The sequence below is a fragment of the Gordonia sp. w5E2 genome (assembly GCF_036540975.1).
Lineage (GTDB): Bacteria > Actinomycetota > Actinomycetes > Mycobacteriales > Mycobacteriaceae > Gordonia > Gordonia jacobaea.
In genome coordinates this window covers 2,763,481-2,779,336 of the sequence record NZ_CP144213.1, presented here as the reverse complement: position 1 = coordinate 2,779,336, position 15,856 = coordinate 2,763,481, and the positions used below count along the sequence as shown (strand labels likewise).

11 protein-coding genes and 1 rRNA gene are annotated in these 15,856 nt (G+C 64.7%); all 12 read left to right on the top strand.

Annotated features, from left to right (window positions below):
* Positions 1 to 25 precede the first annotated feature (25 nt).
* The gene (gene argC / locus RND64_RS12495; RefSeq protein ID WP_049698128.1) at positions 26 to 1,063 is read left to right on the top strand and encodes an N-acetyl-gamma-glutamyl-phosphate reductase; all 1,038 of its coding nucleotides are present in this window, start codon (positions 26 to 28) and stop codon (positions 1,061 to 1,063) included.
* Between the two features lie 77 nt (positions 1,064 to 1,140).
* A complete protein-coding gene (gene argJ, locus RND64_RS12490; RefSeq protein ID WP_049698548.1) occupies positions 1,141 to 2,361 on the top strand; it encodes a bifunctional glutamate N-acetyltransferase/amino-acid acetyltransferase ArgJ in 1,221 nt (406 codons plus the stop codon).
* Positions 2,358 to 3,356 (top strand): acetylglutamate kinase, encoded by a 999-nt coding sequence (gene argB, locus RND64_RS12485; protein ID WP_049698127.1) that lies wholly within the window; start codon positions 2,358 to 2,360, stop codon positions 3,354 to 3,356. Before argJ ends, argB begins: the two co-directional genes overlap by 4 nt.
* Entirely contained in the window at positions 3,353 to 4,540 is a 1,188-nt protein-coding gene (locus tag RND64_RS12480) for an acetylornithine transaminase (RefSeq protein WP_049698126.1), read from the top strand. The genes argB and RND64_RS12480 overlap by 4 nt, the downstream gene beginning before the upstream one ends.
* Positions 4,537 to 5,460 carry an ornithine carbamoyltransferase gene (gene argF / locus RND64_RS12475; protein ID WP_049698125.1) on the top strand — a complete coding sequence of 308 codons (924 nt, stop codon included), beginning with the start codon at positions 4,537 to 4,539 and terminating at the stop codon, positions 5,458 to 5,460. Before RND64_RS12480 ends, argF begins: the two co-directional genes overlap by 4 nt.
* A gap of 32 nt (positions 5,461 to 5,492) precedes the next feature.
* The gene (locus RND64_RS12470; protein ID WP_039856974.1) at positions 5,493 to 5,990 is read left to right on the top strand and encodes an arginine repressor; all 498 of its coding nucleotides are present in this window, start codon (positions 5,493 to 5,495) and stop codon (positions 5,988 to 5,990) included.
* Positions 5,991 to 6,140: 150 nt separating this feature from the next.
* On the top strand, positions 6,141 to 7,343 hold the full coding sequence (locus RND64_RS12465; protein ID WP_049698547.1) for an argininosuccinate synthase: 1,203 nt from the start codon (positions 6,141 to 6,143) through the stop codon (positions 7,341 to 7,343).
* On the top strand, positions 7,336 to 8,793 hold the full coding sequence (gene argH, locus RND64_RS12460; RefSeq protein ID WP_049698124.1) for an argininosuccinate lyase: 1,458 nt from the start codon (positions 7,336 to 7,338) through the stop codon (positions 8,791 to 8,793). Before RND64_RS12465 ends, argH begins: the two co-directional genes overlap by 8 nt.
* 108 nt (positions 8,794 to 8,901) lie before the next feature.
* Positions 8,902 to 11,976, top strand: a complete 3,075-nt coding sequence (locus tag RND64_RS12455; protein WP_049698123.1) for an AMP-binding protein — start codon at positions 8,902 to 8,904, stop codon at positions 11,974 to 11,976.
* A 111-nt stretch (positions 11,977 to 12,087) separates the two neighbouring features.
* Positions 12,088 to 12,300, top strand: coding sequence for a Trm112 family protein (locus RND64_RS12450; RefSeq protein WP_049698546.1), 213 nt, complete (start codon positions 12,088 to 12,090; stop codon positions 12,298 to 12,300).
* A gap of 75 nt (positions 12,301 to 12,375) precedes the next feature.
* Positions 12,376 to 13,677: a tyrosine--tRNA ligase gene (gene tyrS, locus RND64_RS12445; protein WP_049698122.1), complete on the top strand. Its 1,302-nt coding sequence runs from the start codon at positions 12,376 to 12,378 to the stop codon at positions 13,675 to 13,677.
* A gap of 503 nt (positions 13,678 to 14,180) precedes the next feature.
* A 16S ribosomal RNA gene (locus RND64_RS12440) occupies positions 14,181 to 15,702 on the top strand.
* Positions 15,703 to 15,856: the final 154 nt, after the last annotated feature.

Here is a 15,856-nt window from a genome sequence, read left to right as displayed (position 1 = left end):
TGCGCCGCCATGCATAATGATGTGTATGACGATCAAGGTGGCTGTAGCTGGCGCGAGCGGTTATGCGGGTGGGGAAGTGCTTCGTCTGCTGTGCGGACACCCGCGTCTGCGATCTGGCGACCTCGAGATCGGCGCCCTGACGGCCGGCGGAAACGCGGGCACACTCCTTGGTGCCCATCATCCCAACCTGTTGCCGTTGGCGCAGCGTGAACTCCAGGAAACGACGTCCGACGTCCTGGCCGGTCACGACGTCGTGTTCCTCGCGCTGCCACACGGAACGTCGGCGCAGATCGCCGACGCGCTGCCTCCCACGACGTTGATCATCGACTGCGGCGCCGACTTCCGGCTCCGTGACTCCGACGACTGGGTCGCCTACTACGGCGGCGATCACGCAGGCACCTGGCCGTACGGCCTGCCCGAGATCCCCGGCAACCGCGAGGTCCTGCAGAACGCGAGTCGGATCGCGGTACCCGGCTGCTATCCGACGGTCTCGATTCTGTCGCTGCTTCCCGCGGTCGCGGCCGGCCTCGTGGAACCGCACGTCACGGTCGTCGCGGTGAGTGGAACGTCGGGGGCGGGACGGGCACCCAAGGTCGACCTACTCGCGTCGGAGGTGATCGGTTCCGCGCGTGCGTACGGGGTCGGCGGCTCGCATCGGCACACCCCGGAGATCTCGCAGGCACTGTCGGAGGCTGCCGACCAACCGGTGGCGGTCTCGTTCACGCCTGTGCTCGTCCCGATGTCGCGCGGAATCCTCGCGACGTGCACGGCGCGTACGACGGCGTCGGCCGACGAGGTCCGCGCGGTGTACGAAAAGGCCTATGCCGATGAGCAATTCGTCTATCTCCTTCCCGAGGGCAGTCTTCCCGCGACGGGCTCGGTGATGGGTTCCAACGCAGTGCAACTCGCCGTCACCGTCGACGAGCGGGCCGGAACACTTGTGGTGGTCGGCACAATCGACAACCTCGCGAAGGGGACCGGCGGCGCGGCGGTTCAGTCGATGAACCTCGCGCTGGACTGGGACGAAGCAGAAGGACTGAGCACTGTGGGAGTGGCACCGTGAGCTCGAGTGGCAATGCGGCAGAGAGCAATTCGACAGCAGGCAACACAACAACGCAGGTCGACGACTCCGACGACCGGATCGCCGGCGGTGCACCGGCGACCGGCCCGCGCCTGCTGCGCAATCAGGGCGTGACAGCACCGCTCGGGTTCCGTGCGGCGGGAATCGCCGCCGGTATCAAGGCTTCCGGCGCCCCCGACCTCTCGCTGGTCTTCAACGAGGGCCCCGACTACTCGGCGGCAGGCGTCTTCACCCGCAACCAGGTCAAGGCTGCGCCGGTGCTGTGGAGCAAGCAGGTGCTCACCACCGGCAGGCTGCGCGCCGTCGTCCTCAATTCTGGTGGCGCCAACGCCTGTACCGGACCGCTGGGCTTCCAGGACACGCACGCGACGGCAGAGGCTGTTGCCGAAGCGCTGAGCAACTGGGGAACCGAGACCGGCGCCGTCGAGGTCGCTGTCTGTTCCACGGGTCTGATCGGTGATCGCCTCCCGATGGACAAAGTGCTCGCGGGTGTGACCGAGATCGTCCAGGAGATGGGCGGCGGACTCTCCGGCGGAACCGACGCCGCCTACGCGATCATGACGACCGATACCGTGCCGAAACAGGTTGCGCTGCACCATCCACAGGGGTGGAACATCGGCGGCATGGCCAAGGGCGCAGGCATGATGGCACCCTCGCTCGCCACGATGCTGTGCGTGCTGACCACCGATGCGCGGGCCAGCGCGGAACAACTCGACCTCGCGCTGCGGCGCGCGACGTCGAAGACGTTCGACAGGCTGGACATCGACGGCTCGACGTCGACCAACGACACGGTGCTGTTGCTCAGCTCCGGCGCCAGCCAGATCCCCGTCGAGCAAACAGAACTCGACGCCGCCGTGCTGTCGGTGTGCGACGATCTCGCCGCGCAGCTGATGGCCGACGCCGAGGGAGTCACCAAGCGCATCGTCATCACGGTCACCGGTGCTGCCACCGAAGACGACGCCATCGCCGTCGCGCGGACCATTGCCCGCGACAGTCTGGTCAAGACAGCGCTTTTCGGGTCGGATCCGAACTGGGGGCGCGTGCTCGCGGCGACGGGGATTGCACCGGTCACCATCGACCCCGATCGAATCACGGTGTCGTTCAACGGCAAAGCGGTCTGCGTCAACGGCACGGGCGTCGACGGCGCGCGCGACGTCGACCTGTCGGGTCCCGACGTCGCGGTCCTCGTCGACCTCGGCCTCGGCGCGGAGACCGGCAGCATTCGGACCACCGACCTCTCGCACGCGTACGTCGAAGAGAACTCGGCGTATTCGTCATGATCTCGACAAGCTCGATCAGCGGGGATGGCTCGCTCGGCGGGGACGGCTCGATCAGCGGGGACGGCTCGATCAGCGGCGCCGCGAAGGCCGCGATCCTGGCGGAGTCGTTGCCTACGCTGCAGGCCATGCACGGTGCGACGGTCGTCGTGAAGTACGGCGGCAACGCGATGATCGACGACGACCTCAAACGCGCCTTCGCCGCCGACATCGTCTTCCTGCGGGCCTGCGGCATGCACCCGATCGTGGTGCACGGTGGCGGACCACAGATCTCGGCGATGCTCGCACGTCTCGGCCTGACGGGCGAGTTCCGCGGCGGGTTCCGTGTGACCACGCCCGAGGTGATGGACGTGGCGCGGATGGTGCTGTTCGGTCAGGTCGGTCGCGAGCTCGTCGGCTTGATCAACGCGCACGGACCCTATGCCGTCGGCCTCACCGGTGAGGACGCCAACCTGTTCACGGCGACGCGACGCACCGTCGTCGTCGACGGAGTTGCCACGGACATCGGACTCGTCGGCGACATCTCCTCGGTCAACACCTCCGCGGTGCTCGATCTCGTTGGTGCGGGACGCATTCCGGTCGTCTCGACACTCGCCCCCGACCGTGACGGCGTCGTCCACAACATCAACGCCGACACGGCTGCGGGCGCTCTCGCCGAGGCGCTCGGTGCCACCCGACTGGTGATGCTCACCGACGTCGAAGGGCTCTACACCGATTGGCCCGACCGCTCGTCGCTCGTGTCGCAGATCTCGACCGACGCACTGGCACAACTGCTTCCGAGTCTCGACGCAGGCATGGTGCCCAAGATGGAGGCGTGCCTGCGTGCGGTCGAAGGCGGTGTCGGGCGAGCTCATGTCGTCGACGGCCGTGTGCCGCACGCTGTCTTGGCCGAACTGCTGACCGCGACGAGCACCGGGACCACCGTCGTCGCTCCCGAAAACCTCTCTCCCGCAACCGCGCACACCACGCTAGACACAGACGGAGCGTCGCACTCATGACCGCACCCTGGCAGGAGCGGTGGTCATCCGCCCTCATGAAGAACTACGGCACGCCGCCGATCGCCCTGACGAAGGGCGAGGGAGCCTACGTGTGGGACGCCGACGGCAACCGCTACCTCGATCTACTCGGCGGCATCGCGGTGAACGCATTGGGTCACGCGCATCCCGCGATCGTGGCCGCGGTGACCGAGCAACTCCAGACACTCGGCCACGTCTCGAATCTGTACATCAACCCGCGGGTAGTCGAACTCGCCGAGCGTCTTCTCGACAAGTTCGGGCAGCCCGGCCGGGTGTTCTTCTGCAACTCCGGAACCGAAGCCAACGAGGCAGCATTCAAGCTGGCCCGACTCACCGGCAGGCCGCAGATCGTGGCCGCGGACAAGGCATTTCACGGACGCACCATGGGTGCGCTCGCGATGACCGGTCAACCGGCGAAGCGCGCACCGTTCGAACCGATGCCCGCAGGGGTCGACTTCGTGCCCTACGGCGATGTCGACGCCTTGACCGCCGCAGTGTCGTCGGAGACCGCAGCGGTGATCCTCGAGCCGATCCTCGGAGAATCCGGTGTCGTCGTTCCGCCTGCGGACTACCTCGCGCACGCGCGCAGGCTGACCGCCGAGCACGGCGCATTGCTCGTCCTCGACGAGGTGCAGACGGGAATCGGTCGTACCGGAACGTTTTTCGCACACCAGGCCGCGGGGATCGTGCCGGACGTCATGACTCTCGCCAAGGGGCTCGGCGGCGGGCTGCCCATCGGGGCGACCATCGCGACAGGCCCCGCCGCGGAACTGTTCACTCCCGGACAGCACGGCACGACATTCGGCGGTAACCCGGTGTCGGCGGCCGCTGCGCTCGCGGTCCTCGACGAGATCGACAACAGCAACCTCGTCGATCATGTTGCCGCCGTGGGAAAGTCGATCGCGACGGGCGTCGAAGCACTCGACCATCCGCTGATCTCCCATGTGCGCGGGTCGGGGCTGCTGCTCGGCGTCGTGCTCACCGCGCCGGTGTCGGCGAAGGTCGAGTCGACTGCTCGCGACAACGGATTCCTCATCAACGCGCCGGCTCCCGACGTCCTGCGGCTCGCGCCGCCCCTCATCCTCACCGAGGACCAGGCGGGCGACTTCGTCGCAGCACTGCCGCAGATCCTCGACGCCGCAACCGACGAGAGCAGCGCACAGTGACCAGACATTTTCTACGCGACGACGACCTCACGCCCGACGAGCAGGCCGAAGTGCTTGCCCTAGCCGCCGAGGTGAAGCGCCAGCCGTTCGCCTACCGACCGCTCGAGGGTCCGCGGGGAGTCGGGGTTATCTTCGACAAGAACTCCACGAGAACGCGGTTCTCGTTCGAGATGGGCATCGCGCAGATGGGTGGCCACGCCGTCGTCGTCGACGGACGCACCACTCAGCTCGGCCGCGATGAATCACTCGAAGACACCGGCCGGGTGTTGTCACGATTCGTCGAGGCCGTCGTGTGGCGGACCTTCGGGCAAGAGCGGCTCGAAGCGATGGCCTCGACGGCGTCGATTCCGATTGTCAACGCGCTGTCGGATCTCTTCCATCCCTGCCAGGTCCTCGCCGACCTGCAGACCATCGTCGAACGCAAGGGCCGTACCGCGGGGTTGACGATGACCTACCTCGGCGACGGTGCGAACAACATGGCGCACTCGTTGGCGCTCGGCGGCGCGACCGCGGGGATGCACGTGACGATCAGTGCGCCGGACCGATTCGAGCCCGACCCCGTCGTGATCGCCGACGCCGAAAAGCGGGCCGCTCTGACCCGAGGATCGGTCAGCGTCGAATCCGACCCTGTCGCCGCCTCGCGCGGGGCCGATGTGTTGGTCACCGACACGTGGGTCTCGATGGGGCAGGAGGACGACGGCAAGGATCGTCGCGCACCGTTCCGGCCGTACCAGATCAACTCCGACCTCCTCGCAGTGGCGGATCCGGACGCGATCGTGTTGCACTGCCTGCCCGCTCACCGCGGCGATGAGATCACCGACGACGTGATCGATGGTCCCGCGAGTGCGGTTCTCGACGAGGCGGAGAACAGGTTGCACGCTCAGAAGGCGTTGCTCATCTGGCTGCTGGGGCAGAAGTGACCAGCAATGCCGACACCGGCGGCGCTGCGCGCATCGCCGATCACACCGACACCAGGCTCGCGAGCACGCGAGCGGGGCGACACGCGCTCATCGTCGAAGTGCTCGGGTCACATCAGGTGCGGTCGCAGTCGGAGTTGCAGCAGTTGCTCGCAGGCAGGGGAGTCGACGCCACGCAGGCGACGCTCTCCCGCGACCTCGACGAGCTCGGCGCCGTCAAGTTGCGCGCGGCCGACGGCGGCGTCGGCGTCTACGTCGTCCCTGAAGACGGCGCGCCCGTTCGTGGGGTGTTCGGCGGTACTGCCCGACTGTCTCGTCTGCTCAGCGAACTGCTGGTGTCGACGGATGCGAGCGGAAACCTCGCCGTGCTGCGCACCCCGCCCGGCGCCGCGCACTACCTGGCCAGTGCCATCGACCGGGCCAGCTTGCCCGACGTCGTGGGCACTATTGCGGGCGACGACACGATCTTCGTGTGCGCACGCGCACCGATCGACGGGGCCGAGCTCGCACGACGAATCGAGGGCCTCGTGTGACAACCCCTTACCGACGCCCCGGCGGCCCCTGAGCCGGAGTCGGACACACCGAGGCCCGAACCCGGACCGACAAACAGACCCCAGCCCGATCGCATCGGGCACGACATCCGATGATGGATGTCGAACCACGACATAGGAGCACACACCACCATGGCGGAACGCGTCGTACTTGCATACTCCGGCGGCCTCGACACCTCGGTCGCTATCAGTTGGATCGGCAAGGAGACCGGTAAGGAGGTCGTCGCCGTTGCGCTCGACCTCGGACAGGGCGGCGAGGACATGGAGGTCGTCCGCCAGCGCGCGCTCGACTGCGGTGCCGTCGAAGCCGTGCTCGTCGACGCACGCGACGAGTTCGCCGACGACTACTGCCTGCCCGCGATCACGTCGAACGCGCTGTACATGGACCGGTACCCGCTGGTGTCGGCACTGTCGCGCCCGCTGATCGCCAAGCATCTGGTGACCGCGGCACGCGATCACGGCGGCACCGTCGTCGCGCACGGCTGCACGGGTAAGGGCAACGACCAGGTGCGCTTCGAGGTCGGTTTCGCTTCGCTGGCACCAGATCTCGAGGTCATCGCCCCTGTCCGCGACTACGCGTGGACGCGCGAGAAGGCCATCTCCTTCGCCGAGGAGAACGACATCCCGATCAACGTGACCAAGAAGTCGCCGTTCTCGATCGACCAGAACGTGTGGGGTCGCGCCGTCGAGACCGGCTTCCTCGAGGACCTGTGGAATGCGCCGACCAAGGACGTCTACAGCTACACCGAGGACCCGACGATCAACTGGAACTCGCCCGACGAGGTCATCATCACGTTCGACAAGGGTCGCCCGATCGCCATCGACGGTCGCCCGGTCAGCGTGCTGGAGGCGATCGAGGAACTCAACCGCCGCGCGGGCGCACAGGGTGTCGGCCGCCTCGACGTCGTCGAAGATCGCCTCGTCGGCATCAAGAGCCGCGAGATCTACGAGGCTCCCGGCGCGATGGTGCTGATCACCGCCCATGAAGAGCTCGAGCACGTCACCTTGGAGCGCGAACTCGGACGCTTCAAGCGTCGTACCGATCAGAAGTGGGCAGAGCTGGTGTACGACGGCCTCTGGTTCTCGCCGCTCAAGCGCTCGCTGGACACCTTCGTCGACTCCACGCAGGAGCACGTCTCCGGCGAGATCCGCCTTGTGCTGCACGGTGGCCACATCTCGGTCAACGGCCGCCGCAGCGGCGAGTCGCTGTACGACTTCAACCTCGCGACCTACGACGAGGGCGACAGCTTCGACCAGTCCGCCGCACGTGGATTCGTCGAGCTGCACGGCCTGTCGTCGAAGATCGCAGCGAAGCGGGATCTGCTCAGTGAGTGATCAGGGCCCCTCAGCCCAGCACGGGACAACGAACCAGGGGTCGCTGTGGGGCGGTCGCTTCGCGTCGGGACCCGCCGACGCGATGGCCGCGTTGAGCAAGTCGACGCAGTTCGACTGGGTGCTCGCCCCGTTCGACATCCAGGCGTCGAAGGCGCACGCCAGGGTTCTCAATCGCGCAGGCCTGCTGTCCGACGACGATCTGACCGCCATGCTCGCCGGTCTCGACCAACTCGCGAGCGACGTCGCCGACGGCACCTTCGTGGCTGCCGAGTCCGACGAGGACGTGCACGGCGCCCTCGAACGCGGACTCATCGAACGCGTCGGAGCCGACCTCGGTGGCAGGCTGCGCGCCGGACGGTCGCGCAACGATCAGGTCGCCACGCTGTTTCGCATGTGGCTGCGCGAGGCGATGCGTTCTGTCGCGACAGGTGTGCTCGACGTCGTCGAGGCGTTGACTGCTCAGGCTCGCGCACATCCCGACGCCGTCATGCCGGGGAAGACACACCTGCAGGCTGCGCAGCCGGTGCTGCTCGCGCATCACCTCCTCGCGCACGCGCAACCGCTGATCCGCGACGTCGACAGGCTTGCCGATGCGGATCGTCGAACTGCGGTGTCCCCGTACGGCTCCGGTGCGTTGGCGGGTTCGTCACTCGGCCTCGATCCCGAGGCGATCGCCGCTGATCTGGGGTTCGCCGCAGCCGCGGAGAACTCGATCGACGCGACGTCGTCGCGAGACTTCGCGGCCGAGGCGTCGTTCGTCTTCGCGATGATCGCCGTCGATCTCTCGCGACTCGCCGAAGAGGTGATCCTGTGGAGCACTGCCGAATTCGGCTACGTCACCCTCGCCGACGCCTGGTCGACGGGGAGTTCGATCATGCCGCAGAAGAAGAACCCCGACGTCGCAGAACTCACACGCGGCAAAGCGGGCAGGCTGATCGGTGACCTCACCGGCTTGCTGGCGACCTTGAAGGCTCAGCCGCTCGCGTACAACCGCGACCTGCAGGAAGACAAAGAACCCGTATTCGACGCCGTCGCGCAGCTCGAGTTGCTGTTGCCTGCGATCGCCGGGATGGTCGGCACACTCGAGTTCCACGAGGATCGGATGGCCGAGCTGGCTCCCGCGGGATTCACCCTCGCCACCGACATTGCGGAATGGCTTGTGCGTCAAGGTGTTCCGTTCCGAGTGGCCCACGAGGTCGCCGGTGCGTGTGTTCGCGAGGCGGAGAACCGCGGCGTCGGACTCGATGAACTCGACGATGCCACCTTCGCGTCGATCGATCCGGCTCTCACCCCGCAGGTTCGTGAGGTACTGACCGTTCGAGGGTCGATCGAGTCGCGCGACGCCTACGGCGGCACCGCTCCGTCGCAGGTGCAGCGCCAGCTCGACGTCCTCGACCGCGCGCTCCCGGCACTGCGATCACGGTGGTCGGTGAGTTCACCGTCACAGTGAGGTCGACGAGTGCGCGGGGTCTATGTCGATCCGTGTACGGTGCGAGTTGACCAAGCTTGGGTAAGGTGATGCAGATCACCATACAGTGTGCGGGGAGGAGCGTGGTTGATGGCAGGCGGCGGTATTCCCGACGTGAAGGCATTTGCCGAGCGTGTCCTCGCGACAGCGCAGAATGGTCTCGAGGTGCTCCGGTACGGCGGTCTGCAGACCGGGACCGAGCCCGCGCCGTTCACCGTGGTCGAGACGACACGGATGTTCCGGTTGCGACGCTACTTCCCGGATGCCCCGGCGACCGGTCCCAACATCGTGCTGATTCCCCCGATGATGGTGTCTGCCAACGTCTATGACGTGACCGAGCACAACGGTGCCGTCTCTGTGCTGCACCGCAACGGCATCACTGCCTGGGTCGTCGACTTCGGATCTCCCGATCACGAAGAAGGCGGGATGGAGCGCAACCTCGCCGACCACGTCGTCGCGGTGAGCGAGGCGATCGACTGGATCATCGAATCCACCGGCCGCGATGTTCACGTCGCCGGCTACTCGCAGGGCGGCATGTTCGCCTATCAGGCAGCTGCGTATCGACGTTCCCGCGGGGTGGCCAGCGTGATCACCTTCGGTAGCCCGGTCGACGTTCTCGCGGCACTACCGCTCGGACTGCCCGCAGCACTGGTCGCTCCCGGCGCGGAGGTCTTGGCCGACAAGGTATTTCCACATCTGTGGGTGCCCAGTTGGCTGGCGCGTCTCGGTTTCCAAATGCTCGACCCGGTGAAGACCGCGCGCAGCCGCTTCGACTTCCTCCGCCAGCTCCACGACCGCGACGCACTTCTGCCCCGCGAAGATCAGCGCCGCTTCCTCGAAGCCGAAGGGTGGGTCGCCTGGTCCGGCCCGGCCATCGCGGAACTGCTGCGCCAGTTCGTCGCACATAACCGCATGGTGTCCGGCGGGTTTGTGATCAACGGCGAACTGGTGACGCTCGCCGAGATCACCGCCCCCGTTCTGGGTTTCGTCGGCGAGGTCGACGACATCGGGCAACCGATCGCTATCCGTGGTGTCGTCCGTGCGGCACCACGAGCTCGCGTGTACGAATCACGGCTTCCCGTAGGGCATTTCGGTCTTGTGGTGGGAAGTACTTCGGGTACTCGTACGTGGCCGACGACTGCGGAATGGATCAATTGGCAGGAGGACCTGGGGCCTGAGCCCGATCACGTCGAGCCGATGGAGGCGCCGGTCGACGGGAAAGGCACCGGCGTCGGCCTGCTGTCTCGGATCACGCACGGCATCGGTTCGGTTGCCGATGCGGGTGCCGGGGCGTCCCGCGATCTGTGGGAAATGGCGGGCGCTGTGCAGCGGACGTCGCTTGCCGTCGCGCAGGAATCAGTCCGCACGGTGCCGCGACTGTTCCGCCTCGGACAGATCCAGTCAGGTACTCGTATCTCGCTGGGAAAGCTGATGTCGGAGAACACCGACTGGGGCGGCGACCGCGAGGTTTTCCTCTTCGAGAATCGAGTTCTCACCCATTCGCAGGTCGACACCCGCATCAACAACGTGGTGGCGGGACTGGTGCAGTGTGGCGTGCGCCCCGGCGAGCACATCGGGGTTCTGATGGACACCCGCCCGAGCGCGCTGGTCGCGGTTGCCGCACTGTCCCGGTTGGGCGCGGTCGCCGTACTTCTCGCCGGTGAGGGCGATGTCGGCGAGATGCTGCGGCTGGCAGGCGCGAACGTCGTCGTCTGCGATCCCGTTCACCTCGAGACCGCGACAGCTCACAGCGATCGCGTCCTCGTGCTCGGTGGCGGAAGCGGGTCGGCACGCGAGATCGACGGCGTTGACGGCCGCACCGTCATCGACATGGAACAGATCGACCCCGACGTCGTACAGATGCCAGCGTGGTATCGCCCCGATCCCGGTCTCGCAGGCGATCTGGCATTCATCCTGTTCACCCGCTCACGCGGCAAACTTGCGGTGTGGCCGGTGACCAATCACAGGTTCGCGATGTCGGCGTTCGGAGCGGCGTCGGCGGCAGGTCTCACAGACCGCGACACGGTCTATTGCATCCCGCCGCTGCACCACGCCTCCGGATTGTTGACCACGCTCGGCGCGACGGCCGTCGGACGGTCGCGTATCGCATTGTCGGAGGGCGTCGACGCCGAGAACTTCGCCACCGAGGTTCATCGATACGGCGTCACGGTGGTGTCCTACACCTGGTCGATGCTGCGAGAGATACTGCACGACAAGAACTTTCAGATCAACGAGCACAATCCGATCCGCTTGTTCATGGGATCGGGACTTCCCACCGGCCTCTGGGACGAGATAAGCGAACGCTTCCCACGTGCCCGCGTTCTCGAGTTCTTCGCGACAGCTGACGGTTCGGCCATCCTGGCCAACGTCGCCGCCGACAAGGTCGGGTCGATGGGTCGCGCTCTGCCGGAAACCAACGAGGTGGCAATCGCGGCATACGACGTCGACGCCGAGCGCCTCGTCGTCGGTGAAAACGGTTTCGTCGACCGTGCGGGGCAGGGCGAGGTCGGGCTGCTGCTGGCGCGTTCACGGCATCGCTTCGACACCACCGCGACCGTCTTGCGTGACGTCTTCGCGCCCAAGGACCGGTGGGAGGTGTCGGGTCACCTGTTCTACCGGGACTCCGACGACGACCTGTGGTTCATGGGATCGGTTGACACCGTGGCGCATTCGATCGAGGGCCCCATCTACCTCCCGCCGATCGAGCAACTGCTCTCGCGGGTGCCCGGTGTCGATCAAGTGGCCGCCTACCGGCTCGGCGATCCGGGAGGCCAGATCGTGGTGGCCGCGCTGACGATGCGGTCCGATGTCGACGTGGATTCATTGACAGTCACGCAACTGCGGCTCGGCCTCGGCGCACTGCCCGCGCACCGTCGACCTCACCTGGTCTGCGTCGTCGACGAGATCCCGGTATCGGAGTCCTATCGCCCCCAGGCGAGCGCACTGGCGGCTCGTGGTGTGCCGAAACCCGGGTCAAAGGTCTGGTACCGCGACTCGGAGGGCAGGTACCGACGGTTCACCAAGACTGCGGTGAGCAGAGTGGATTGGCTGCCGGATTCGTCCTCCGCAACCTCACGCGATCGCACGACGTCGGCAAGAGCTGTCGGAACCGCGGGCGCGCCGACCAGGACAACAGCCGGGGGAGCCGCGACCGGCACGCGTTGATGTGGAGGCGAGCGGGTGATCGACGCGTTCGCCGCGCCGTTAGGCTTGCTGTCGTGCCCCGCGGCACGTCGAAATCCGCTGGGGAAATCCGCTGAGAGAGGAAGCAAGCCGATGGGTTCTCGCGCGCAGTCACTGGATCCGATCGTTCGTGACCGGCTGGTGTGCCCGCAGGATCACGGCCCGCTGCTCGACGCGGGCGATGAGCTCTACAACCCGCGGCTTCGTGTCGCCTACCGGATCGATGCCGACGGCATCCCGGTCATGTTGGCCACTGAGGCGCGCGCGGTCGACGACGAAGAGCATCAACGTCTCACTTCTGCCTGATCGATGAGGGCCGGGTCTGATCGATACAGGTCGGGTGTTCGCCGGCCGCGCACGCGCAGATGACAAGATCGATGTGTGAGCACACTGACCTCTGAAGACCGAATCGATGGTTCAGACATTCTCGACGATCTGCAGTGGCGAGGCTTGATCGCGCAGTCAACCGACATCGATGAACTGCGGTCCGCTGTCGAAGCCGGCCCGATCACTGTGTACGCGGGCTTCGACCCGACGGCGTCGAGCCTGCATGCTGGGCATTTGGTGCCGCTTCTGACGCTGCGTCGCTTTCAACTCGCAGGTCATCGGCCTATCGCTCTCGCAGGTGGTGCGACAGGACTCATCGGCGACCCGCGTGATGTCGGTGAGCGGACCATGAACTCCGTCGACACGGTTGGCGGATGGACCGGACGCATCGGCGACCAGCTGGCCAGCTTCTTGCGATTCGACGACAGTCCGAACAGCGCCCTGCTGGTCAACAACATGGAGTGGACGGCAGGGCTGAGCGCGATCGAGTTCCTCCGCGACCTCGGTAAGCACTTTTCGGTCAACGTGATGCTCGCTCGAGAAACCGTTCGACGACGCCTCGAGTCCGATGGGATCAGCTACACCGAGTTCAGTTACCTGCTGCTGCAGTCCAACGACTACCTCGAACTGCACCGCAGGCACGGGTGCAGCCTGCAGATCGGTGGCTCGGATCAGTGGGGAAACATCGTCGGCGGTGTCGATCTCACGCGCCGGATCACCGGAGACACCGTGCATGCGCTGACAGTTCCGCTCGTGACCTCGTCGGACGGCAAGAAGTTCGGTAAGTCGACCGGCGGCGGAAGCCTCTGGCTCGACCCGGAACTCACCAGTCCTTACGCCTGGTACCAGTACTTCGTGAACACGTCCGACGCCGACGTCGTCCGCTACTTGAAGTGGTTCACGTTCCTGAGCAGGGAAGAGATCGGTGAGCTGGAGCGTGCAACGGAAGAGACTCCGCATCTTCGGTTGGCGCAGAAGCGCCTCGCAGCGGAGATGACGACGCTCATCCACGGCGCGGCCAACACCCACGCCGTGGAACTGGCCAGTCAGGCGCTGTTCGGCCGCGCCGAACTGACGGATCTCGACGAGTCGACGCTTGCGGCAGCACTGGGCGAGACCACGATCGCCGAATACAGCTCCGACGCACCGACGCTCGTCGGACTTCTCGTGGACAGCGGGCTCTCTGAGAGCAACAAAGCTGCACGACGCGCGATCGGCGAAGGAGGTGCCTACGTCAACAACACCAAGATCACCGATCCGGAGTGGACTCCAGGCACTTCCGACCTGCTGCACGGCCGTTGGCTGGTCATCCGACGCGGTAAGAAGAGCTTTGCCGGCGCTCGTTTAAGCCTCTGACCAGGCGATTTGACGCCCTGTTCCCGTGTGTGTAACTTTCTTGTTGCACCGCAGCGAGCAAGACCCCGGGGCCGACACGGAATCGGGGAAACTGCAGTGTCTCAGGTCTGATAGCCTGGAACACCGATGCGGCCAGAAACGAATAGCCCGCAACACACGGTGTTGCGAACGCGAATCGGATCTGGTAGCCTGGAAGAGTTGCTCCGGAGACGGGGTCAACAATTCCAAACACCAGCTTACTAGAGAGCGCCTCGCCATGCGGGGTGGCGCTGGTAGGTGTGTGTTCTTTGAGAACTCGATAGTGTATTGACAAGATTGTCTGATGCCATATTTTGGCATCGTGTGTCCAAGTTTTTGGATTATGTGATGATTTATTTTTGTGACGCTCAGGTCTTTGGGTCTGGGTGTTGCTAGTTTTTGTTTGGTCAGGTTTTTGTCTCTCTGGCTGAGATTGTGTTGAAAATTCTGTCGACTCTTTGGGGTTGGCGGGTTTTTGATAGGTTTTCATGGAGAGTTTGATCCTGGCTCAGGACGAACGCTGGCGGCGTGCTTAACACATGCAAGTCGAACGGAAAGGCCCAGCTTGCTGGGTACTCGAGTGGCGAACGGGTGAGTAACACGTGGGTGATCTGCCCCTGACTTTGGGATAAGCCTGGGAAACTGGGTCTAATACCGGATATTCATTTTTCCTCGCATGGGGATTTGTGGAAAGCTTTTGCGGTTGGGGATGGGCCCGCGGCCTATCAGCTTGTTGGTGGGGTAATGGCCTACCAAGGCGACGACGGGTAGCCGACCTGAGAGGGTGATCGGCCACACTGGGACTGAGACACGGCCCAGACTCCTACGGGAGGCAGCAGTGGGGAATATTGCACAATGGGCGCAAGCCTGATGCAGCGACGCCGCGTGAGGGATGACGGCCTTCGGGTTGTAAACCTCTTTCAGCTCCGACGAAGCGCAAGTGACGGTAGGAGCAGAAGAAGCACCGGCCAACTACGTGCCAGCAGCCGCGGTAATACGTAGGGTGCAAGCGTTGTCCGGAATTACTGGGCGTAAAGAGCTCGTAGGCGGTTTGTCGCGTCGTCTGTGAAATTCTGCAGCTTAACTGCAGGCGTGCAGGCGATACGGGCAGACTTGAGTACTACAGGGGAGACTGGAATTCCTGGTGTAGCGGTGAAATGCGCAGATATCAGGAGGAACACCGGTGGCGAAGGCGGGTCTCTGGGTAGTAACTGACGCTGAGGAGCGAAAGCGTGGGTAGCGAACAGGATTAGATACCCTGGTAGTCCACGCCGTAAACGGTGGGTACTAGGTGTGGGTTTCATTTCACGGAATCCGTGCCGTAGCTAACGCATTAAGTACCCCGCCTGGGGAGTACGGCCGCAAGGCTAAAACTCAAAGGAATTGACGGGGGCCCGCACAAGCGGCGGAGCATGTGGATTAATTCGATGCAACGCGAAGAACCTTACCTGGGTTTGACATACACCAGACGCAGTCAGAGATGGCTGTTCCCTTGTGGTTGGTGTACAGGTGGTGCATGGCTGTCGTCAGCTCGTGTCGTGAGATGTTGGGTTAAGTCCCGCAACGAGCGCAACCCTTGTCCTGTATTGCCAGCGGGTTATGCCGGGGACTTGCAGGAGACTGCCGGGGTCAACTCGGAGGAAGGTGGGGATGACGTCAAGTCATCATGCCCCTTATGTCCAGGGCTTCACACATGCTACAATGGCTGGTACAGAGGGCTGCGAGACCGTGAGGTGGAGCGAATCCCTTAAAGCCAGTCTCAGTTCGGATTGGGGTCTGCAACTCGACCCCATGAAGTCGGAGTCGCTAGTAATCGCAGATCAGCAACGCTGCGGTGAATACGTTCCCGGGCCTTGTACACACCGCCCGTCACGTCATGAAAGTCGGTAACACCCGAAGCCGGTGGCCTAACCCTTGTGGAGGGAGCTGTCGAAGGTGGGATCGGCGATTGGGACGAAGTCGTAACAAGGTAGCCGTACCGGAAGGTGCGGCTGGATCACCTCCTTTCTAAGGAGCATACAAACAACCGTGTTTCTGCACCCGATCGTGGTGCGGCACGAGTGTGTTCACGGGTGAAACATCAGGCAAGTCAGAGCCGTGCATCATTGCGCGATCATCTCTGATTGTTGTCGGTCGTGAGGCCGGTATGCTGTCAATACAC

What these genes read in the sequence shown, in the direction of transcription:
- RND64_RS12465 (WP_049698547.1), top strand. Translation starts at nt 6,141, where the DNA reads ATGGCGGAACGCGTCGTACTTGCATACTCCGGCGGCCTCGACACCTCG.
- argC (WP_049698128.1), top strand. Translation starts at nt 26, where the DNA reads ATGACGATCAAGGTGGCTGTAGCTGGCGCGAGCGGTTATGCGGGTGGG.
- argB (WP_049698127.1), top strand. Translation starts at nt 2,358, where the DNA reads ATGATCTCGACAAGCTCGATCAGCGGGGATGGCTCGCTCGGCGGGGAC.
- RND64_RS12455 (WP_049698123.1), top strand. Translation starts at nt 8,902, where the DNA reads ATGGCAGGCGGCGGTATTCCCGACGTGAAGGCATTTGCCGAGCGTGTC.
- RND64_RS12450 (WP_049698546.1), top strand. Translation starts at nt 12,088, where the DNA reads ATGGGTTCTCGCGCGCAGTCACTGGATCCGATCGTTCGTGACCGGCTG.
- RND64_RS12480 (WP_049698126.1), top strand. Translation starts at nt 3,353, where the DNA reads ATGACCGCACCCTGGCAGGAGCGGTGGTCATCCGCCCTCATGAAGAAC.